This is a genomic window from Sulfitobacter mediterraneus (genome assembly GCF_003054325.1).
Classification (GTDB): Bacteria; Pseudomonadota; Alphaproteobacteria; order Rhodobacterales; family Rhodobacteraceae; genus Sulfitobacter; species Sulfitobacter mediterraneus.
The window spans coordinates 572,031-592,394 of record NZ_QBKU01000001.1 but is presented as its reverse complement, the minus strand read 5'-3'; the positions used below and the strand labels follow the sequence as shown (position 1 = coordinate 592,394).

Genomic DNA, 20,364 nt, shown 5'->3' with positions numbered 1-20,364 from the left:
CGCCCGCAGATGTCTACTTCGGGCGTGACAAAGCCATTCTAAAACAACGCGAAAGGATCAAACGCAAGACGCTCGAAACGCGACGCTTGCATCACGGCAAACACGCCGCATAATCACACTAACCAGATGAGCCAAACTCTCACTTAGTTTAAGCCGCTCTTGGTTCCAAAATCCCTGACGACGGACACAAGGTCACGTTCGAACGCTGCTCCGCGACTTGACGCAATGCGACGTTCAATAGTTGGTGATGCTTATGCCGTGGTTTTTCGCGGTTGAGAAAGAACAACGGACCTCGCTCATTGGCAAGCATCAATACGATATGCACCTGAGGCGGGATGGCGTTTAGAACATCTGCATAGCGTGCGATCATTTCATCCGGGCCCAAGAGCCCCTGATACTCATAGTCCCGGCAAAGAACCTCCAATCGTTCCCTTTGCAGATCGGTTTTGGCGACCGCCGCCCGCAAATCCGCTCGCGCAATCAGATCATGGTTCTGTGCCCCAACCAGCCAATAAGGCACTTGCAACCCCGATTGTTTGTGCCGGTATGACGGAATGTCAGCATCCGCCCAGAAACTTAGGAAACACAGCGATCCGGGCTCTGTCACGGACAATAGATCCGTCTCGAAATCCTCAGGCCGATACCCCAGTTCCTCAGCCGCCTTGAGCTGTGGAACGATCAGGCCACCATCAAGCGCAGGCATCAGGAATGCCGAATGATCACGGCGCAACATCTGGCCATTGCGCGGCTCATTAAATTCCTGCGTCAGTTTGGGCGTGTGGAGGGACATATAGTGCATCAGACTTGCCAAATCACAGCCACCCCTCGCGAATACGGGGCCAAACTGCTCTACTGCTTTGGCAGGTTCATTGGCCTTTGAATGCAGTGTCTGAGGCGTGATCCAATCCACAGAAACCGCGCGGTCATGCACGTCCGAAAGCACCTCACCGCGCACCGTCAGATCCGGCGTGTTCAGCACCCCAAAAACGTAGTGCTCAATGAACATATTCAGCGTGCGGCAAGAGAAACAAAAATGCTCTAACCGCCGTTTGTTGTGGATCCGGCGGGTGAGATAAAACCCAACATAACCGTAATCGCCAAACCGGTCGCGCACCCGGATCAGCGCCGCGTCACTGGTGTTGTGCGAAAGCAGCGCGCTCAACTCTGCACGAGCGGCCACTTGGTCTTCTGGCAACCTGTTTTTGGTGAAATTCAGTTGATTTGTTCGGTTGATCAACTCAATCGCGCGGTCGAGGTGCGCCTCAACGTCGTAATCAAACAGCACCTGAACCTCGCTCTTGCGCAAAAAATCCACAGTGCTGTCATCGGTGATCTGCGCGGCGCGGGTTTTGGCTTCCTTGATCTTGTATTGGGCCTGTCTTGTGAGGTTCGGGTCATGCTTTCCGGCAAGTTGTTGCGCCGTTTCCAGATGGCGGATCACCTCTGGTCCGGCGATGTTTAACCCCGGTACCGCCGCGACCGCCTGTGCGAGGTTCATCGGGTTATCATCAATGAACAATGCGGATTGGGCACGCAATCCGATTTGTGTCAGCATATTTGCGAGACGCGGGCCCTTGGCTGTCCAGTCGATACTGGGGAAAATGAACTGATCCCAGATGCCTTTGTTCGTTAGAATTGTCTCGATTTTAGCATGGTCGTTTTTGGAACAAATCGCGTTCATTACCCCATGGGCGTTCAAGGTGCAGACAAGATCGTGACAATCCTGACGATATTGGATTCCACCCTCCGTCAGCGTGCCATTCCAAAATGTCTCATCCAAATCCCAAATGATCAGGCGGATGTCCTCTGCAAATTGGGGATGCACCATGGTGATGCCTCACAACCGCCGCAGATGGTGAATGGCCGCGTAGCCGGTTCGCGGATCAAGCCGCCCACCATTGAGGCCATCTTTGGCCAGAACACCGGGATTTGCGTCAAGAAACTCTTCCAGTGCCTTCTCTGCCTCTAGATCATTTTTTCGCATGCAGTGTTCGCCATCGATCTTTGGTTCTTCGAGCACAAGAAAATCAGCTGTTTGTAGATGCCGGAGCGCAAAATGAAGGGCGGTCATCATCCCCTGATATCCACAGGCCCGGTTTGTCGAAACGATCCACGGTCGCGGCAAATCAACCTCATCAACCGCGGATAAAGTCTTTTCAAGCGATAACAAATCGCCCTTCAGGAACGTTCTACCCATGAGGCAAAGCTCGTCTTCCGCAAGATCAGGAGTGATCGTCAGAAATTGCGCATCTGCCCCGTAGGTCCGTGCGATATTGCGCAGCATTGCACCGGTCTGGCTGGGCTGTTTGCCCACCTCGATCAGACTTTCGGGCAGAACCTTGTGATACAGATGAAGGCAGCTTGCGGTTAATCCGGCGGTGCCATCAGGCGCGGCAGAGCCAGCAAATTCAATAGCATTTCTGCCCTGTAACCCAAATGTGGTTTGGCTGGCCTGAACCCTGACAGATCGAACCATAGACGTACCTCCGATCTCCACAGATCCTTCGTAAACTCTGCCTAAGGTAGAGTGAATTTGAGATTATGTGAACTCTAAAGTGTAAAGATCGGGTAAAGACGGCTGGGCGTTAGAACTAGCTCTGTGCCAAATGACGGGCTTGGCTGGGTGTCAGGCCAAATTCAGACCGGAACGCCCGCGCCATCGCGCTGGCATCCTGATAGCCGGATCGCACCGCTATTTCGGCCATGGGCAAGCGGGTCGATTGCGCCAAGCGCCGCGCCAGAACCAGCCGTTGCCGGCGGTAAACATGTTGTGGCGTGATGCCGGTTTCATCCTTGAACGCGGCCTCCAGCCGCCGCTGGGTACAAGAAAGCTGGCTGGAAATCTGCGCAATTGATACCGGGGTTTCCAAGTGCTGGTTCATAATTGCTATCGCCGCCCGGACCACTTTGCTGCGCCCTAGAACGGGCTCTGCCGGTGTGGTTGTGGCATCGCGGGTCACGAACAATTGCTCCACCTCCAGGGCCAATTTGGCGCCGCCGTCGCGCAAAACCATGTGCAGCGACAGATCGAACGCCGCCATCGCGCCCGAACAAGTGATGCGATTTCCGTCAATCACATAGCGGTCTTGTTCAACGGAAACCTTGGGAAAATGCTCGGCCAATGTCGTGATTTCTTCGGGATGTATCGTTGCGCGGTATCCATCCAAAAGCCCGGCTTCGGCAAGCAACCACGAGCCCGTATCAAGGCCCGCAACCTGATCAAACCGCGTCGCAGCGGCCCGCAGGCTCCTGATGACATCGGGTCGGCACAGGGCGCGAAAGCCGTATGAAGGTGCAACCATCAAGACATCGCCGCGCATATCGCTCAATGCGACTTCGGGAAGGATGCGCAATCCGCTTGAGCTTTCAACACCTGCGCCATCCGTGGTCACATATCGCCAAGAATAATACGTGCGCCCGCTCAGGGTATTTGCGGCCCGCAACGGTTCTATCACATTTGCAACGCAGTGATTTGAAAACCCGTCAAACAGCAATAGGCCGATGTGGGTTGTCTTGGGATCTGATTTTGGCGAATCCTGCATAATCATTGCTAACTCTGCACATCCCATGTCGGCAATCCCCCTAAGCTGGCCAAAACGCCTTGGGGGACCACAATGGATTTCGGCCTAACTGAAGAACAAGAGATGATCGTTTCAACCGTCCGCAGCTTTGTGGAAAAGGAGATCTATCCCCATGAAGCCGAGGTAGAACGTACCGGCCAAGTGCCCCATGAATTGGGAGAGGCGATCAAGCAAAAGGTCATCGACCTTGGGTTTTACGCCTGCAACTTCCCCGAAGAGGTTGGCGGCGCGGGATTGAGCCATGTGGATTTCACCCTTGTTGAGCGTGAGCTTGGACGCGGCTCTATGGCGCTGACGCATTTCTTTGGCCGCCCGCAAAACATTCTAATGGCCTGCAACGACGATCAGAAGGAGCGGTATCTGCTGCCTGCCGTGCGCGGTGAACGGATGGATGCGCTCGCCATGACCGAACCCGATGCGGGATCGGACGTGCGCGGGATGAAATGCAACGCGGTGCGCGATGGCGGTGATTGGGTTGTGAACGGCTCCAAACACTTTATCTCCGGCGCAGAGCACGCCGATTTCTTCATCGTCTTTATCGCCACAGGTGTGGATGAAACCCCCAAAGGGCCGAAAAAGCGGATCACCACATTCCTCGTGGATCGTGGCACACCCGGTTTTGAAGTGCGCGACGGGTATAATTCCGTCAGCCACAAGGGGTACAAAAACTGCATCCTATATTTTGACAATTGCCGCCTGCCTGACGCCCAAGTGTTGGGCGAAGTCGATGGTGGTTTCGCGGTGATGAACGAGTGGCTCTATGCCACAAGGCTGACTGTTGCGGCCTTTTCCGTTGGGCGGGCGCGGCGTTGTTTCGACTATGCCTTGAACTACGCAGCAGAGCGCAAACAGTTCGGCCAACAGATCGGCAAGTTTCAGGGCGTGAGCTTTCAAATCGCCGATATGATCACCGAGATTGACGCCGCAGATTGGCTGACGCTGGCAGCGGCTTGGCGGCTCGACAAAGGGTTTCCCGCCAACCGCGAGATCGCCTCGGCCAAGGTCTATGCCTCCGAAGCTTTGGCGCGGGTCACAGATACCACATTGCAGATCTTTGGCGGCATGGGGTTGATGGATGATTTTCCAATCGAACGGTTCTGGCGTGATGCACGGGTTGAACGCATTTGGGACGGCACATCAGAGATCCAACGCCACATTATCTCGCGTGATTTGTTGCGCCCCTTGGGGGCTTGATGGCCCGCAATCTGGATCGCCTTCTCAGGCCGCGCAACATTGCGGTGATCGGCGGTGGGGCGTGGTGCCGCGCCGTGGTGGAGCAATGCCGCAAGATGGGGTTTGCAGGCCAGATCTGGCCCGTTCACCCCAAGGCGGAAACTGTCGGCGGGCTGCCCGCCTTTGCAAGCCTGAACGCTTTGCCCGAACCGCCTGACGCCTGTTTTGTTGGCGTGAACCGGGAGGCGACGATTGCCTTGGTTGGCCAGTTGTCCCAAATGGGTGCTGGCGGCGCGGTTTGTTTTGCCTCCGGATTTCTTGAGGCGCAGGCCGAAGACGCCGAAGGCGCAGATTTGCAGGCCGGCTTGCTGGATGCGGCAGGCGAGATGCCGATCCTTGGGCCAAACTGTTATGGCTTTGTGAACTACCTCGACGGTGCATTGCTTTGGCCGGATCAGCATGGCGGCCAACGCTGCGACAGCGGTGTTGCTGTGATCACCCAAAGTTCGAACATTGCCATCAATCTGACGATGCAAACCCGCGGTCTACCACTTGCTTATGTCGTTACTGCTGGCAATCAGGCGCAATGCGGGATCGCAGATATCGGGCTGTCGCTGCTGGATGATCCGCGGGTGACCGCGCTTGGCCTTCATATCGAAGGGTTCGGCGATCTGCGCGGGTTTGAAGCCTTGGCAGCCAAGGCGCAGGCACTGGGCAAACCCATCGTTGCGATCAAGGTTGGACGATCAGATCAGGCCCGCGCGGCAACGATTTCGCACACCGCATCACTGGCCGGACAGGATGCGGGAGCCGCTGCCCTTTTGCGCAGACTGGGCATTGCCCGTGTGCCGGATCTACCAACACTGCTTGAGACACTAAAGTTGCTGCATGTTGCTGGCCCTTTGCCGCAAGGCACCGTAGCCACGATCAGCTGTTCGGGAGGCGAGGCCAGCCTTGCCGCCGACACCGCGATGCCGATGGCCGTGACCTTCCCGCCGCTGAACCCACGCCAGGAAACGGACCTGCGGGCGGCTCTTGGCCCCCGCGTGGCACTTGCCAATCCGCTGGATTATCACACCTATATCTGGCGCGATGTCCCTGCCATGACCCGTTGTTTCGCCGCGATGTCCGACACCAGTGTCGCCATCACTATTCTGATCGTGGATTTTCCCCGCGCAGATCGATGTGATCCCGATGATTGGGATTGCGTGATCGCCGCCTGTATGGCCGCGCAACAAGAAACCGGGTGCCAATACGGGATGGCCGCCACCCTTCCAGAATTGATGCCCGAAACCGTTGCCGCACAATTGTTGGCGGCGGGTGTTGTGCCGTTCTCAGGGTTGACCGAAGCCCTTGCCGCATGCGCGGCCAGTGTCACGGTTTCTTCAGTCTCCAGCCCCGTCTTACTGCCCGAAGCCTGCGAAGACCCCCGGCTGGTTCCCGAGGCCGAGGCCAAAACAACGCTCGCCACGTTTGGTTTGCGCGTGCCGCGATCCGCCCGTGCCGCTCATCTGGATGACGTGGGCCAAGCCGCAAAGGCCGTCGCTTTTCCCCAAGTGCTCAAGGGCGAAGGCATTGCGCATAAGACCGAAGCAGGCGCGGTTTGCCTCAACCTGCAAGATAAGGCCGAAACTTTGGCCGCGGCCAAGAACATGCCCGCAAGGTCGTTTCTGATCGAAGAGATGATCACCGGCGCTCTGGCAGAGCTGTTGATTGGTGTCATGCGCGATCCCGCACATGGCTATGTCCTGACCATCGCGGCGGGCGGGGTTCTGACTGAGATCCTGAAGGATTCTGTGTCGCTGCTTTTGCCCACGACCCCTGCCGATGTTGACGCCGCATTGGACAGGCTCAAAATCGCGCCTTTGCTAAACGGGTATCGCGGCAAACCGCCCTGCAACCGTGCCGCGATTCTGCGGGCTGTGATGGCTGTGCAGGACTATGTGCTTGCTCATGCGTCAGGCTTGCAAGAGATTGAGATCAACCCGCTGATTTGTACGCAGCACGATGCCATCGCCGCCGATGCCCTGCTGCGGCGCGACCTAGACCCAAATTGAAAGGCCATCCGATGACAGACAGCCCCATCAAAACCCACCGCGAAGGCGCAATCTTACAAGTGACGCTGGACCGCCCCAAGGCCAATGCGATTGACCTGCAAACATCACGCCTTATGGGTGAAGTGTTTGCAAGTTTCCGCGATGATCCAGACTTGCGCGTGGCCATCATCACAGGCGGCGGCGAGAAATTCTTTTGCCCCGGTTGGGATCTCAAAGCCGCTGCTGATGGCGATGCAGTAGATGGCGATTATGGCGTTGGCGGGTTTGGCGGCATGCAGGAAATGCGTGATCTGAACAAGCCGATCATTGCTGCCGTAAATGGTATTGCCTGTGGTGGCGGGCTGGAACTGGCGCTGAGCGCCGATATGATCCTTGCCGCCGATCACGCCACCTTTGCCCTGCCCGAGATCAGATCGGGCACCGTAGCCGATGCCGCAAGTGTGAAATTGCCCAAGCGCATCCCCTACCACATCGCGATGGAACTGCTTTTGACTGGGCGGTGGTTTGATGTCGGTGAAGCCAAGGCATGGGGCCTGATCAATGAAATCGTTCCGGGCGATCAACTGTTGGACCGTGCATGGGAGCTGGCACGCCTGCTCGCCTCTGGTCCGCCGCTGGTCTATGCCGCCATCAAGGAAATTGTGCGCGATGCGGAAGACAGCAAGTTTCAGGATACGATGAACCGGATCACCAAGCGGCAATTGCCAACGGTTGACCGGCTTTATGCCTCAGAGGACCAAATGGAAGGCGCCCGCGCCTTTGCGGAGAAACGCGATCCGGTCTGGAAGGGGAAATAAGGCGCCCGGTTAAGGCGCCTTTGCGTCACCCTCTGCCGGATCATCCACCAATTCGGCATCCTCAATTGCATCGGTGTCTTTGACCGGGCCGGGGCCATCTGCGCCCGAGTTGTCCTCAATCGCACCGACGATCAACGGCAGCATCTGGACGCCGCCGGGCATGGCAACCTCGGACATTGGCGGGGTCTTCCATTCCAGAGTGTCAAAACTCTTGCAGTTTTCACAGATCGGGTGCCATTCGGCATGAATGTGGTGGCAGTTTTCGCAAATCCATTGTGGCCCGCGTGAGACCGTCAATGCCCGCGCCAACCATCCTTTGACAATGGTATCAGACGCGCCCTCGCCCCGTTCAATCGCCGCCATCAAGGTCACGGACCGTGCGGTTGGATCGCTTTCTACCAGATCGCCCAAGGCACGGCGCGCCTGCGGGAAATCTTCGTTGGCGATGTGCAATTCGCTGAGCAACATCTTGGTTTCGGGATGATCCGGTTGCGATTTGATCAATGCGTTAAACCGCTTGATCCGCGCCTCGGGCTTTTCGTCCGGTTCAATCGCGGCAAAGGCGGCGGCCAGATCAGGATGCGGATGAACGCTCCACGCTTTGGTCAGAACACGGGCCGCATAGCGCGGCTTGCCCTGATCCACATACCCATGCGCCGCCATCACTGCGGCTGGCACCAGATCGGGCGACATTTTGTTGGCCTCAATGGCCGCCTCACGCGCTTCGATGCTTTTGCCATCCGCAATCACGTCCTTGGCCTCTGACAAGGCCAGAACCGCGTCGCGGCGCTTGTGAACATCGCGGGGCAACTGCCCGTTCTTTAACTTGGCACTCAGGGTTTGCCGTGCGCCAGACCAGTCTTCTTTTTCCGCCTGAAGCTTCAAAAGAACATCACCGGTTTCTTCATGCTTGGGCTTCAGCGCAAAGGCTTTTTCCGCCAGTTTCAGCGCGGTCTCGGTATCTCCATCCGCCAGCTTTTGTTTCATGATGCCGCGCACACCGACAAATCGGGTGGATTCGTCCTCAACCAGTTTGCGGTAGGTTTCCTCGGCCTTACGCCGATCTCCGGCCAGTTCTGCCGCCTGCGCCGTCAACAGGTTGGTCAGCTCCGGTTTGTCCAAATATTTGTCCGCCTTCGCGGCCTTTGCCATCGCCACGCGGCCTTCACCACTGGCCAGCGCCATCAACCCCTCGGCCAAGGCGTCATAGCCTTTGCGTTCCCGGTTGCGATCAAAATACCGCGACAACGCGGTCTCATCACCGTTCAGGAAATGCCAGGTTGCAACCAGCAGCGATACAACCTTGATCAAAAGCCAGACTGCAATGATCAGAACGGCCACCGCGATCACCGATTGCAACGGACCAAAGCTATATTCCGTGCCCAGCACCGTGACCTGAACGCCGCCTTCGCTTTCCAAAAGGAAGCCCGCGCCCCATGCCAACACCGCAACCGCTACAACAAACAGGATAATCTTGATCAAGGACCACAGCATAAATTCATGTACCTCAGTTTGCCGTCAGGCGTTGGGACAGGGTTTGGATCGCCTGCATTGCATCATGGCGCGCGCGCGCATCGGTCAGCCAAGCTTGCATTGCGTCCTTGGATGGATCGGGCAAAGCATCAAGCTCGGATAGCGCATCACCAAGCCGCCCGTTGCGCACCGCATCTTCAGCCCGTGACAGCACCGCATCGGGGTCACTGCCTTCACGCGGGGCAACAGACCGGGCGCCCAACTGGCGACGCAAGAACCCGCCAAGACCGCCTTCGGCATCTTCTGCGCCTGCTGCACGGGCATCTGTCAGGGCCGCGCGGGCAGCATCGGGAAATCTCGTTTGCAAATTGATCAGCGTCACCACACCGGTTTGAGACAGTGCATTCAGGGCGTCCGGCACATCCGCCATTCCGCCTGCCTCAAGCTGTGCCAATGGTCCGTCAAATGGCGCGCCCGCATTCACGGCTGCGGTGACCTGTGCCAGGGCATTTTGCAACGTTGCCTGCCGCGCCGCATCGGCGGTCGCTTCTTCCACGGTTCTGGCGTTGTTTAGCAATGCTTCGATCTCGGCTTTTTGCGCCTCGACCGATGATTGCAGCGCCGCCAGATCCCGTTCGTAGACGGAAATCGCTGCGGTCGACGCGCCCTCGCCCACGGGCTGCTTTTCAACTGTGGTCAGGCGGTCCTGCAAAGCGGCCAACTGATCCTCAATGCCAGAAAGCTGCGCCGTAATCTCTTCTGTATTGGGAACCGGCGCGACCGGTGCTTCAGCAGTCTCAAGCGCCGCAATCCTGTCGGCTTGGGCCGACAACTGCGCCGTCATGCCAGACGTATCTTCGCGCAAATTGAACAGATCTAATTGAGAGACCAAGAACCCAGCGCCAAAGGCAACAGCACCGCCCAGGACCAGCGGCAGAAAAATACTCTGGCGGTCTTGAGGGGCGGGTGTCGGCGGCACGGGTTTCTCCGCAGCCGCTGGTGGCGGCGTGGTTTGCTTTGCCGCGCTGGTTTCTGCGGGTTTGGTCGCAGACTCCGCTGGCTGGGCTGTCGAAGTGGCCGGCTTGTTTGTTTCTACCGGCTTTGCCGCTTCGGATGTCTTTACCGCTTCCGGCTTGTTCTGATCTGCTGCCGCAACAGTGGTTTCTTTCACAGCGCCCTTCTCAGGCGCCTTTTCCGAAACCGATTTGGCGGTCGCAGATTTGGCCGGTGTGGCCTTGGATACAGCGGGCTTTGGTTTGGCACTTGCAGGCTTGGGTTTCGCTGCGGCCGGTTTTGACACTTTGGGCGCGCGGGATGCGGTTTCCTTCCCTCCCGAACCGGCTTTCGCTGATGTGGAGGAGTTTCCGGCAACGGGTCTCTTCGCTTTAGCCACTCTGCAACCTTTCCGATTCTGATCGACAGATCAGTTTAACCACCCGATTGTATCCGGCAATCAAACCTGCCTTCAAGCTAAGCTGAAGGTGCGCAGCTGTTTTTCAATGCAATGCACCATATCTTTGCCCGTTGGTGCCTTTGCAATGATCACATCCTCAGGCGCGTTTTCGCCCAGCGCCTCAACAACCGCGGCGCTGATGGCGACGATTTGGAGATTCTGGACCGACTGTAACTCTGCGGCAAAATGCCCCGCGGTTCTTGGGGAAAAAAGCGGCAGCAAAACCCTTGTTTCACTGGCAAGCGCCGCCTGTGCCTCTGTTGTCAGTGGCAAAAGCACCTGATCGTACACTTCGACCACATCGGTCTGGACTCCGTTCGCAGTCAATCGCGCTGCAATTTCCCCCCTCCGATGCTTTCCCGCCAAATGGACGAGCCGGCTGCCGGGCGCATCGGCAGTCAATCGTGCAACCAGATCATCCGCATCCCGCGCCGCAAACGCACTGCGCCAGCCATGGGCAATCGCGGCTTCTGCGGTCTGTTCACCCACACAATAGGCGATGCGCCCCTGCCCCTGCCCCTGCGGGCAAAACGAAACGGCATTGGCGGAGGTAAAGACCACCGCAGTGGCGGCATCAAGATCGACCGGATTTTGGGTTGGAACAATCTCTAACAAAGGCGAAAGCACAACATCAACCTTGGTCAAAAGCACAGGATCAAGCCGCGCAATGAACCGTTCCGCACCTCGCTTGGGCCGTGTGATCAACAAAATCGGATTGGTCATTGGATGTCCCGGCATTGTTTGCCCCTCCTTGCGGTGTTACCTGCGAGGGACGCCCCATGCAACGGATAGCGCCATGACAAAGACCATGACCATTCTCGGCATCGAAAGCAGCTGCGATGATACCGCAGCCGCACTGGTGCGTGTCGGCGATAAGGGTGCTGAGGTATTGTCATCGGTTGTGGCCGGTCAAACCGACCTGCATGCGGCTTTTGGCGGCGTAGTGCCCGAGATCGCGGCCCGCGCCCATGCGGAAAAGCTGGATCTTTGTGTCGAACAGGCTCTAACACAGGCAAATATCACTTTAACTGACATCGACGCCATTGGTGTGACGTCTGGTCCGGGGCTGATCGGCGGTGTGGTTTCAGGGGTGATGTGTGCAAAGGGATTGTCGGCAGCAACGGGCAAGCCGCTCTATGGTGTGAACCACCTTGCAGGGCATGCGTTGACGCCGCGGCTGACGGATAATGTCCCCTATCCCTATCTGATGTTGCTGGTATCGGGCGGGCATTGTCAGTTCTTGTTGGTCTCTGGCCCTGACAATTACAAACGTATTGGCGGTACAATCGACGATGCACCGGGCGAGGCCTTTGACAAAGTTGCGCGTTTGATCGCCCTGCCTCAGCCAGGTGGACCGGCCATCGAACAGGCGGCAAAGGCCGGTGATCCCAAGCGTTTTGCATTTCCGCGCCCTCTGTTGGACCGTCCGGGCAGCGATATGTCGTTCTCCGGGTTGAAAACGGCTGTTCTGCGTCAAAGGGATGCTTTGGTTTCCGCGCAGGGCGGATTGACGAAACAGGATCAATCAGACCTCGCGGCGGGATTTCAGGCCGCAGTGGTAGATGTGCTCGCAGAAAAGACCCGCCGTGCCTTTGATCACTATCCCGAAAGCGCAAACCGCAGTCTTTGTGTGGCGGGCGGCGTTGCATCAAATTCGGCCGTTCGGACCGCGTTAGAGGCTGTTTCAGTCCAAAACGAAGCCAGATTCATCGCGCCGCCGCTTGCGCTGTGTACCGATAATGCGGCGATGATCGCCTATGCCGCCGCCGAACAGGCGCAGCATCGTCCCGCGGATGATCTGACCCTTTCTGCCCGGCCCCGTTGGCCGTTGGACCAAACCACCCCGTCCATGCTTGGATCGGGCAAGAAGGGAGCCAAAGCATGAGCATCGCTGTTCTGGGCGCAGGCGCATTTGGCACGGCTCTGGCTATTTCACTGGCCGGAGCCGGCCCCGTCACCCTTTGGGCAAGAGATCTACGCGATATGGCCGCACGGCGCGAAAACATCGCGCGGCTGCCCGACTGTCCTTTCCCCGAGAACCTGACACTGACTGAAGATTTGAATGACATTGCGGGCGCTGACATCATTTTGCTGGCCGTTCCGATGCAAAAACTGCGCCAAATGCTGTCTGCGAACGCAGAGGTTTTGTCTGGCAAACATCTGGTGGCTTGCTGCAAAGGTATTGAACTGAGCACAGGTATCGGGCCAGTTTCAGTGATCCAGCAAGAAGTGCCGGATGCAATTGCGGCCATCCTGACCGGTCCCAGCTTTGCCGCCGATATCGCACGTGGCCTGCCCACGGCGCTGACGCTTGCCTGCGCCGATGATACGGCGGGAAGGCACCTGCAACAGTCACTAACAACGGCAAATCTACGCCTTTACCGCACCACCGATACCATCGGAGCGGAACTGGGCGGCGCCTTGAAAAATGTTATCGCCATTGCCTGCGGGGCCGCGATGGGCGCAGGTCTGGGCGAAAGCGCACGCGCCGCTTTGATGACCCGCGGATATGCAGAGATGCAGCGCCTTGCCCGCCATCTGAATGCAAATCCAAGCACGCTATCTGGCCTGTCCGGCTTTGGCGACCTGACACTGACCTGCACCTCTGATCAATCGCGGAACTACCGTCTTGGCCTGGCTTTGGGGCTAGGAGAAACCTTTGATCCGGGAACCACAGTTGAAGGGGCCGCAACGGCCCGCGCAGTTTATGACCTGAGCCAAGCTGCTGATTTGGACATGCCAATCACCGCCGCCGTTGCAGCGGTGTTGGATGGCAGGCAAGATGTACCCGACGCGATGAAATCGCTTTTGGCCCGACCCTTAAAGGAAGAATGATATGCTTGTTGCCCTGATGGCCCACGACAAACCCGGCGCATTGGAGATCCGCAAAGAGAACCGCTCGGCGCATTTGGACTACCTTAAATCAACCGATATGGTTGCGCAGGCCGGTCCGCTTTTGGATGCGGATGGTGGAATGGTCGGTTCCTTGATCATCCTCGATGTGGCGGACATGACCGAAGCGCAAAACTGGGCCAACAATGATCCCTATGCCAAGGCTGGATTGTTCCAATCTGTGACGCTGACCCATTGGAACAGGGTGATTGGCTGATGGCATTTTGGCTTTTCAAATCGGAACCCAACACATGGGGCTGGGATGATCAGGTTGCCAAGGGCGATGAGGGCGAGGAATGGGATGGCGTGCGCAATTATCAGGCTCGCAACTTCATGCGCGAAATGAAGCTTGGTGACCGGGGTTTCTTTTATCATTCGATGAAAGAGAAATCGGTGGTTGGCATTGTCGAGGTTTGTGCGGAATCTCATCCAGACAGCACAACCGATGATGACCGTTGGGAATGCGTAAACATCAAGGCCGTCCGCGCGTTTGAGGTGCCTGTTTCACTCGACCAGATTAAACCGGACCCGCGCTTGGCCGAAATGGTGCTGGTCAAAAATTCCCGCTTGTCCGTGCAGCCCGTGACAGATCTCGAATGGCAGGCGATCTGTGATTTGGGGAAAACCAAACCTTGAATGAGTAAAGGCATGGCTGTGCCAATCCGGTCATATTTGTTTCCCTGAAAGGTATTCTGCGATGCCGGTGCCATGATCGAAAGACTGCCCGGATCGCCTGACATGTTGCAGGATTTTCCATTTATCTGGCATTTTTCTGCCCCGACTGCGTAGAATGCCAAAAATTGGAGGGACAACATGGATTTTCTAGCAGTGATCATTGCCGCCGCCGCGGGGTTTGCCTTTGGGGCAGTCTGGTACGGTGTGCTGTCAAAACCGTGGATGGAAGCGGTCGGTCTAAAACTCGGTGCAGATGGCAAGCCTGAGGGGTCTTCCAAAACGCCGTTCATCCTTGCCGGGATTGCCATGATCCTGGTGGCGGGAATGATGCGGCATACGTTTTCTCTTTCGGGGATTGATACGATGGGCAAAGGGCTGCTGTCCGGTCTGGGCGTCGGTCTGTTCTTCATCAGCCCCTGGATTATGATCAACAATGGCTATGCTGGCCGTCCCTTTCGCCTGACCCTGATCGACAGCGGCTATGCCACATTTGGCTGCGCCATCATTGGTCTGGTGCTGATGCTGTTCTGAAACTGAAAAAGGGTTCTGGCACAGATGCCAGAACCCTTCTCACCCCGTGTGCTCCCATAACCCCGCACACGTATCGAAATCTGTTCTGGCCTTACTGGCCTTTGATTTTGATAGCATTTGCGCAGTCTTGAGCCAAGAAAATGATACTTCAAAGCCCGCCAGAAAAAGAAACGCCCGCTTAACCAAAAGCGGGCGTTTGCATAATATTGGGGCAGGCTTAGCCGTAGACAGCCTCTTTGCCAAAATGCTTGGTCAGCATGTAATAGATCACAGCGCGGTATTTGTTGCGCTCGGACTTGCCGTAGGTTTCGATCGCGGTGTTGATGCCTGCCATCAGTTCGGGGCTGTCAGACATGCCCAGTTTCTTGATGAGGAAGTTGTTTTTGACCAACTCCAGTTCGCTGTCCTGACTGGCCGCGACGGTTTGTGCATCCGCATTATAGATCGACGGACCGCAACCGATGGTCACTTTGGTCAACAGGTCCATGTCTGGCGTCATGCCACATTTGTTCTTCAGATCGTCCGCATATTTCGCGATCCATTCGTCACGCTTGCCCATACAGAATTCTCCCACCTTAAATTGAATTGACTGATCAGAATGCCTGATCTCGGGCAAAGACTAGTCCGTAATTCCAAACCGACAAAGGGGAAATTTCCGGCGCAAGTGTCGCATATGCGCCGATGGTTCAGGGCTAAACACCCCTACCATTAACGGCAAAGGCCCCAGCCGCGGTGTTGGAGGTGGAAATGATCAGCATGCAGGGCGTTGTAATCCGGGCCAAGCGTCAGACGAAACCAGTCGCATGCGCCGTCACGAACCGCCCGAAGAAAACCACCCCGATTGCCGCTATCCTGCCAATGCTCCTGCAACAAGATCCTTTGCCCATCAGCCATGACAAACCCCCGAATATCCACTGCATCAGCGGTGGCGTGGGTGCTCATGCGCCCGGTGGGGCCATTTGCCGTGCGCATTTCACGGCAATTATAGCTTGAGAGATGTAGTATCTCGCGCACAGCCTGGTTCAGGATATCTTGCGCCATCGGGCCAATTTCATGCTATTGCCACATCGCCATGCGCAAGGCCGTTTGACAACGGGTGTTAAGCGGCTTCACCTTGGCCGTCCCCACAGAGGTAAGCCGCACCTGCGGTTTGATGTGGCATTGTTCGCTTTGTTCAAAATCAGGAAGATCCTCAAAAACCGCCCCGGTGCCCAGCGCGGCACGGCACAAGCTGTCATCGCCAAGGGTCTGCCGCAACTTCCAAGAGGTCAAAGGGGTAATAGGATCCGTGACCGAAAGGGGTTTGATCGGGTTCCACTGCGGCGGCAGTGGCGATTGCGGGTGCACGATCAAAAACAGGGCCAGCGCAAACAGCAGAATACAGACCGAAAATATCGCTGAAACCAACCGCACAAGTTCAACCCCGCTTCACCTCTTCCGTCAGACATAGAAAGGCCGGGGCAATTGTCGACCCCGGCCTTTGACACATTATGGTGCGTTTGATCAGTAGCGGTAATGCTCTGGCTTGAACGGACCTTCGGGGCTGACGCCGATATAGGAGGCTTGCTCAGGGTCCAGTTTGCTCAGCTTCACGCCGATCCGGTCGAGGTGCAGACGCGCAACTTTTTCATCCAGGTGCTTGGGCAGGATGTAGACGTCATTCTTGTAGTCATCGCCCTTGGTCCACAATTCAATCTGCGCCAAGACCTGATTGGTAAAGGAGGCAGACATCACAAAGGACGGATGGCCCGTGGCGTTGCCGAGGTTCAGCAAACGACCTTCGGACAGAAGAATGAGCCGGTTGCCGTTTGGCATCTCGATCATGTCCACCTGTTCTTTGATGTTGGTCCATTTGTGGTTCTTCAGCGCGGCAACCTGAATTTCGTTGTCGAAGTGGCCGATGTTGCCAACAATCGCCATGTCTTTCATCTCGCGCATATGCTCGATGCGGATCACGTCTTTGTTGCCGGTGGTGGTGATAAAGATATCCGCCGACCCGACAACATCTTCGAGCAGAACAACTTCAAAGCCATCCATTGCCGCTTGCAGCGCACAGATCGGATCAACTTCGGTGACTTTGACACGGGCGCCTGCGCCGCGCAGCGAGGCGGCTGAGCCTTTGCCAACGTCGCCATACCCCATAACAACCGCCACTTTGCCGGCCATCATCGTGTCCGTGGCGCGGCGAATACCGTCAACCAGCGATTCTTTGCAGCCGTATTTGTTGTCGAACTTCGACTTGGTCACAGAATCGTTCACGTTGATCGCCGGGAAGGGCAGTTGCCCATCACGGACGAGTTCGTAAAGACGGTGAACTCCGGTTGTGGTTTCTTCGGACACACCAACGATCTGTTCGCGCATTTTGGTGAACCAACCGGGGCTGGCCGCCATGCGCTTTTTGATCTGGGCAAAGATCGCTTCTTCTTCTTCGGATTTGGGGATGGCAATCAAATCGTCTTCGCCGTTTTCCACCCGCGCACCCATCAGGATGTACAATGTCGCGTCGCCGCCATCGTCCAGAATCAGGTTCGGCCCTTCTGGAAACATGAAGGAACGGTCAAGATAATCCCAATGCTCCACAAGGGTTTGACCCTTGATCGCAAAGACCGGCACGCCCGCTTCGGCGATGGCCGCCGCAGCGTGATCTTGCGTAGAGAAGATGTTGCATGACGCCCAGCGCACATCGGCGCCCAGTGCCACCAGCGTTTCGATCAACACGGCGGTCTGGATAGTCATGTGCAGCGACCCAACGATCCGCGACCCTTTCAGCGGCTTGCTTTCACCGTATTCGTCGCGCAGCGCCATCAGGCCGGGCATTTCGGTTTCAGCGATATCCAGTTCCTTGCGGCCGTATGCGGCAAGGGTGATGTCTTTGACGATATAGTCTTCGGCCATGGGGCACCTCATAACAAATTTGACCGCCGCCTATCATTTATAGGCAGCGGTCTCAATGATTGTTCGTTTCAAATGGGGGGCAGTAAGGCTTAGTCAAGCGCTGCAAGCAATTCTTGCTGGTTCGCGCCGCCCATCCAATCCTCGCCCTGCGCCAGAACGCAGGCGTTGCCATCTGCAAGAGTTTTCACCAATGTCCATGTGCCGGTCTTTTCAGAAACCCACAATTGTTCCCGGTCTTCGCTTGGTGCAGCGACAGGTTTTTCACCGTACCAATCAATGAGTGAGGCTTTCATCTCTCCTGCTGGCATGCAGACTGTTTCCGCCGCAGCGGCGGAGGCGGACAGTCCGATTGCAATCAAAATAGCAGATGTCAAAAAAACGGGTTTCATGGCTCTCTCCTTCGTGGGAATAACAGGTGAAGCCGTCAAATGGTTCCAATTGCAGAAAAGATGAGGCCCGGTTTATGGCGCAACAACCCCGTGCATGGCAGCGGATGCTGTCCGGTCGCAGGCTTGATCTGCTTGATCCGACACCGGTGGATATCGAGATTGAGGACATCGCGCATGGGTTGGCGTTCGTGGCCCGTTGGAACGGTCAAACCATGGGCGATTATGCCTATTCAGTTGCCGAACATTCCTTGCTGGTCGAAACACTCTTTGGCCGAATAAACCCCAAAGCGCCGTCCAAATGGCGACTTGCGGCGCTTTTGCACGATGCGCCGGAGTATGTGATCGGCGATATGATTTCTCCGGTAAAAGCAGCGGTCGGGCCGGGATATGGAGCATTGGATGATCGCCTCACGGCGGCCATTCATTTGCGCTTTGGCTTGCCAGCCGCAATCCCGGCCAGCGTCAAAAAACAGATCAAACGCGCCGACAAAATCAGTGCTTGGATGGAAGCAACCCAGATCGCTGGTTTTTCCGAAGCTGAGGCCAGCAAGTTTTTTGGCCGCCCGGACGCGGGTTTGATCGCCGACCTGCGCATCATCCTGCGCCCACCCGTAGAGGTGCGCACAGGGTTCACGGCACGCCATGCGCAGCTGTTGGAAGACATGACATGATCGCGGTGCGTATCGCAGGACAGTTGGACGCGCGGCCAATGGCGGATCTGCTCAATGAGATCATTCGTGAGGGCGGCACCACAGCCTTTACCAAGGAAGTGACCCGCGACACCCTGCTTGGCTGGTTTGCGCAGGCTCCTGACCAATCCGTTTGGCATGTGGTAGAAGACGCCAACGGCGCATTGCTTGGTTTTCAGTCGATTGAACCCAAGGCAAAATTGCCCGCAGAGGCCTGCGATATCGCGACCTTTGTTCAAGTAGGACAAACCGGACTTGGCATCGGGTCAAAACTGTTTGAAGCGACCCGAAAGGCGGCGGTGGCGATGGGCTACGACTGGATCAATGCCACGATCCGTGCCGACAACAGCGGCGGCCTTGCCTATTATCAAAGCCGTGGGTTTGAGGATTATGCACGCCACCCGAACGTAATGCTGGGCAATGGCATGTACGTTGACCGCATCAGCAAGCGTTTCAAGCTTTAGCCGCTGATCACTATCTCGGTGAACGCTTTGCCAATATCCGTTGAAGCGTGCGGCGATGCATGTTCAGCCTCCGCGCCGTTTCAGACACGTTGCGATCACACAGTTCATACACCCGCTGAATATGCTCCCAACGCACGCGATCCGCGCTCATTGGGTTATCAGGCGGCGGCGGCATGTCTCCTTCGGGCACCAAAAGCGCATTGGTGATGTCATTGGCATCCGCAGGTTTGGACAGATAATCCGTCGCGCCGATCTTGACCGCAGCCACAGCCGTGGCAATCGCGCCATATCCTGTCAGGACAACCACCCGGCAATCTTCGCGGCGTTCGCGCAGCACTTCCACCACGTCGAGGCCATTGCCATCTTCAAGCCGCAGGTCAATCACCGCGTAGGCCGGAGGCCGCGCCGTTGCGATGGCCTTGCCTGCCGCAACGCTATCGGCGGTCTCAACTTCAAAACCACGTTTTTCCATGGCCTTCGCCAGCCGGCGCAGAAACGGTTCGTCATCATCCACAAGTAACAGTGACTTGTCCGCGCCGATATTTGGGGTGTCTTGCATCAGGTCACAGCCTCATCTGGAAATTTCCGTCTACCATTAACCATATGGTGCGACGCTAAGCCGCGTCAAACGCTCAGAGTTGGTCGACAAAACATCCGATCTTGTCTGCCATCTGCTCGGGCGTGGTTTCGCGGCGGAAATACTCAACAAATCCCTCTTCTGGCATCACCAGATAGCTGAAGGTCGAGTGATCCACCAGATACTCATCATCCACCGCTTCATGGGCCTTGTAATAGGTGCGATAGGCGGTGCTGGCTGCTTTGACCTGAGCTTCGGATCCGGTCAAACCGATCATGCGCGGATGCATCACTTCGGCAAATTCACCAACTACCTCAGGTGTGTCACGAGCAGGGTCAATCGAGATAAATACAGGGGTGACCAGTGTTCCACGCTCTTCAAGGATTTCGATGGCGCTTGCGTTGCGATCAACATCAAGCGGGCAAACGTCAGGGCAGTATGTATAACCAAAATAGATCAAGGTCGGCTGGGTGATCACCTCTTTGTCGGTGACAGTCTGACCTTGGCCATTAACCAACTCGAACGGGCCGCCCAGCTCTCCGGCAACTGCGGCCGACCGGCATTGGGCAAATTTGTCGTCACTCTGGGAGCCAGAGGTCACTAGATAGGTTCCCAGCAAAAGCGCGGCGGCGGCTGCGGCGGCTGTTATGGCGATCGTGCGGTTCATCATTCTCTCCTACCAAATGGTGGTCTTGATCGGACTCGGCGGCAGACCTAC

At 56.7% G+C, this 20,364-nt stretch carries 23 protein-coding genes; 10 read left to right on the top strand and 13 right to left on the bottom strand.

Going from position 1 to position 20,364, the window contains the following annotated elements; all coding sequences use genetic code 11:
* Positions 1-148: 148 nt before the first annotated feature.
* The 3 genes from C8N31_RS03040 to C8N31_RS03030 all read right to left on the bottom strand — a co-directional run bounded on the left by C8N31_RS03040 (position 149) and on the right by C8N31_RS03030 (position 3,542).
* Complete coding sequence (locus C8N31_RS03040) at positions 149-1,828, bottom strand: hypothetical protein (RefSeq protein ID WP_025047478.1); 1,680 nt, start codon at positions 1,826-1,828, stop codon at positions 149-151.
* Between the two features lie 9 nt (positions 1,829-1,837).
* Positions 1,838-2,476 (bottom strand): hypothetical protein, encoded by a 639-nt coding sequence (locus C8N31_RS03035; RefSeq protein ID WP_025047477.1) that lies wholly within the window; start codon positions 2,474-2,476, stop codon positions 1,838-1,840.
* 115 nt (positions 2,477-2,591) lie between these two features.
* Complete coding sequence (locus C8N31_RS03030; RefSeq protein ID WP_025047476.1) at positions 2,592-3,542, bottom strand: GlxA family transcriptional regulator; 951 nt, start codon at positions 3,540-3,542, stop codon at positions 2,592-2,594.
* A 72-nt stretch (positions 3,543-3,614) separates the two neighbouring features.
* Here C8N31_RS03030 and C8N31_RS03025 point away from each other — a divergent pair, with 72 nt between their 5' ends.
* From C8N31_RS03025 to C8N31_RS03015, 3 genes are read left to right on the top strand one after another with little or no spacing between them, the layout of a single operon-like run.
* Entirely contained in the window at positions 3,615-4,775 is a 1,161-nt protein-coding gene (locus tag C8N31_RS03025; RefSeq protein ID WP_025047475.1) for an acyl-CoA dehydrogenase family protein, read from the top strand.
* Positions 4,775-6,811 carry an acetate--CoA ligase family protein gene (locus tag C8N31_RS03020; protein ID WP_025047474.1) on the top strand — a complete coding sequence of 679 codons (2,037 nt, stop codon included), beginning with the start codon at positions 4,775-4,777 and terminating at the stop codon, positions 6,809-6,811. The genes C8N31_RS03025 and C8N31_RS03020 overlap by 1 nt, the downstream gene beginning before the upstream one ends.
* Positions 6,812-6,822: 11 nt before the next feature.
* The gene (locus tag C8N31_RS03015; protein ID WP_025047473.1) at positions 6,823-7,608 is read left to right on the top strand and encodes a carnitinyl-CoA dehydratase; all 786 of its coding nucleotides are present in this window, start codon (positions 6,823-6,825) and stop codon (positions 7,606-7,608) included.
* Positions 7,609-7,617: 9 nt separating this feature from the next.
* On the opposite strand, the gene C8N31_RS03010 is transcribed toward C8N31_RS03015, so the two are convergent.
* The 3 genes from C8N31_RS03010 to C8N31_RS03000 form a co-directional block, all read right to left on the bottom strand.
* Positions 7,618-9,102, bottom strand: coding sequence for a heme biosynthesis protein HemY (locus C8N31_RS03010; RefSeq protein WP_025047472.1), 1,485 nt, complete (start codon positions 9,100-9,102; stop codon positions 7,618-7,620).
* A 13-nt stretch (positions 9,103-9,115) separates the two neighbouring features.
* Complete coding sequence (locus C8N31_RS03005; RefSeq protein ID WP_249031122.1) at positions 9,116-10,252, bottom strand: COG4223 family protein; 1,137 nt, start codon at positions 10,250-10,252, stop codon at positions 9,116-9,118.
* A 294-nt stretch (positions 10,253-10,546) separates the two neighbouring features.
* Positions 10,547-11,257: a uroporphyrinogen-III synthase gene (locus C8N31_RS03000; RefSeq protein WP_025047469.1), complete on the bottom strand. Its 711-nt coding sequence runs from the start codon at positions 11,255-11,257 to the stop codon at positions 10,547-10,549.
* Positions 11,258-11,330: 73 nt separating this feature from the next.
* On the opposite strand from C8N31_RS03000, the gene tsaD reads away from it, so the two are divergent.
* From tsaD to C8N31_RS02975, 5 genes are all read left to right on the top strand, one after another.
* Entirely contained in the window at positions 11,331-12,419 is a 1,089-nt protein-coding gene (tsaD, locus tag C8N31_RS02995) for a tRNA (adenosine(37)-N6)-threonylcarbamoyltransferase complex transferase subunit TsaD (RefSeq protein ID WP_025047468.1), read from the top strand.
* Positions 12,416-13,369 carry an NAD(P)H-dependent glycerol-3-phosphate dehydrogenase gene (locus tag C8N31_RS02990; protein WP_025047467.1) on the top strand — a complete coding sequence of 318 codons (954 nt, stop codon included), beginning with the start codon at positions 12,416-12,418 and terminating at the stop codon, positions 13,367-13,369. Before tsaD ends, C8N31_RS02990 begins: the two co-directional genes overlap by 4 nt.
* Before the next feature lies 1 nt (position 13,370).
* Complete coding sequence (locus C8N31_RS02985) at positions 13,371-13,643, top strand: YciI family protein (RefSeq protein WP_025047466.1); 273 nt, start codon at positions 13,371-13,373, stop codon at positions 13,641-13,643.
* The gene (locus tag C8N31_RS02980) at positions 13,643-14,062 is read left to right on the top strand and encodes an EVE domain-containing protein (RefSeq protein WP_025047465.1); all 420 of its coding nucleotides are present in this window, start codon (positions 13,643-13,645) and stop codon (positions 14,060-14,062) included. Before C8N31_RS02985 ends, C8N31_RS02980 begins: the two co-directional genes overlap by 1 nt.
* A gap of 177 nt (positions 14,063-14,239) precedes the next feature.
* Entirely contained in the window at positions 14,240-14,632 is a 393-nt protein-coding gene (locus C8N31_RS02975; protein ID WP_025047464.1) for a DUF1761 domain-containing protein, read from the top strand.
* A gap of 217 nt (positions 14,633-14,849) precedes the next feature.
* Here C8N31_RS02975 and C8N31_RS02970 read toward each other — a convergent pair whose 3' ends face one another.
* The 5 genes from C8N31_RS02970 to C8N31_RS02950 form a co-directional block, all read right to left on the bottom strand.
* The gene (locus tag C8N31_RS02970; protein WP_025047463.1) at positions 14,850-15,191 is read right to left on the bottom strand and encodes a DUF2853 family protein; all 342 of its coding nucleotides are present in this window, start codon (positions 15,189-15,191) and stop codon (positions 14,850-14,852) included.
* 149 nt (positions 15,192-15,340) lie between these two features.
* The gene (locus C8N31_RS02965) at positions 15,341-15,673 is read right to left on the bottom strand and encodes an extensin-like domain-containing protein (protein ID WP_051544578.1); all 333 of its coding nucleotides are present in this window, start codon (positions 15,671-15,673) and stop codon (positions 15,341-15,343) included.
* Positions 15,674-15,688: 15 nt separating this feature from the next.
* A complete protein-coding gene (locus C8N31_RS02960; RefSeq protein WP_051544577.1) occupies positions 15,689-16,045 on the bottom strand; it encodes a hypothetical protein in 357 nt (118 codons plus the stop codon).
* A 90-nt stretch (positions 16,046-16,135) separates the two neighbouring features.
* A complete protein-coding gene (gene ahcY, locus C8N31_RS02955; protein WP_025047462.1) occupies positions 16,136-17,527 on the bottom strand; it encodes an adenosylhomocysteinase in 1,392 nt (463 codons plus the stop codon).
* Positions 17,528-17,616: 89 nt separating this feature from the next.
* Entirely contained in the window at positions 17,617-17,916 is a 300-nt protein-coding gene (locus tag C8N31_RS02950; protein ID WP_025047461.1) for a hypothetical protein, read from the bottom strand.
* Between the two features lie 74 nt (positions 17,917-17,990).
* Between C8N31_RS02950 and C8N31_RS02945 the strand changes: the two genes are divergently transcribed.
* Both C8N31_RS02945 and C8N31_RS02940 read left to right on the top strand, forming a co-directional pair.
* On the top strand, positions 17,991-18,587 hold the full coding sequence (locus C8N31_RS02945; protein WP_025047460.1) for an HD domain-containing protein: 597 nt from the start codon (positions 17,991-17,993) through the stop codon (positions 18,585-18,587).
* Positions 18,584-19,069 carry a GNAT family N-acetyltransferase gene (locus tag C8N31_RS02940; RefSeq protein ID WP_025047459.1) on the top strand — a complete coding sequence of 162 codons (486 nt, stop codon included), beginning with the start codon at positions 18,584-18,586 and terminating at the stop codon, positions 19,067-19,069. The genes C8N31_RS02945 and C8N31_RS02940 overlap by 4 nt, the downstream gene beginning before the upstream one ends.
* A 10-nt stretch (positions 19,070-19,079) precedes the next feature.
* Here C8N31_RS02940 and C8N31_RS02935 read toward each other — a convergent pair whose 3' ends face one another.
* Both C8N31_RS02935 and C8N31_RS02930 read right to left on the bottom strand, forming a co-directional pair.
* Entirely contained in the window at positions 19,080-19,628 is a 549-nt protein-coding gene (locus C8N31_RS02935) for an ActR/PrrA/RegA family redox response regulator transcription factor (protein ID WP_025047458.1), read from the bottom strand.
* A 73-nt stretch (positions 19,629-19,701) separates the two neighbouring features.
* Positions 19,702-20,313, bottom strand: coding sequence for an SCO family protein (locus C8N31_RS02930; protein WP_025047457.1), 612 nt, complete (start codon positions 20,311-20,313; stop codon positions 19,702-19,704).
* Between the last annotated feature and the right edge of the window lie 51 nt (positions 20,314-20,364).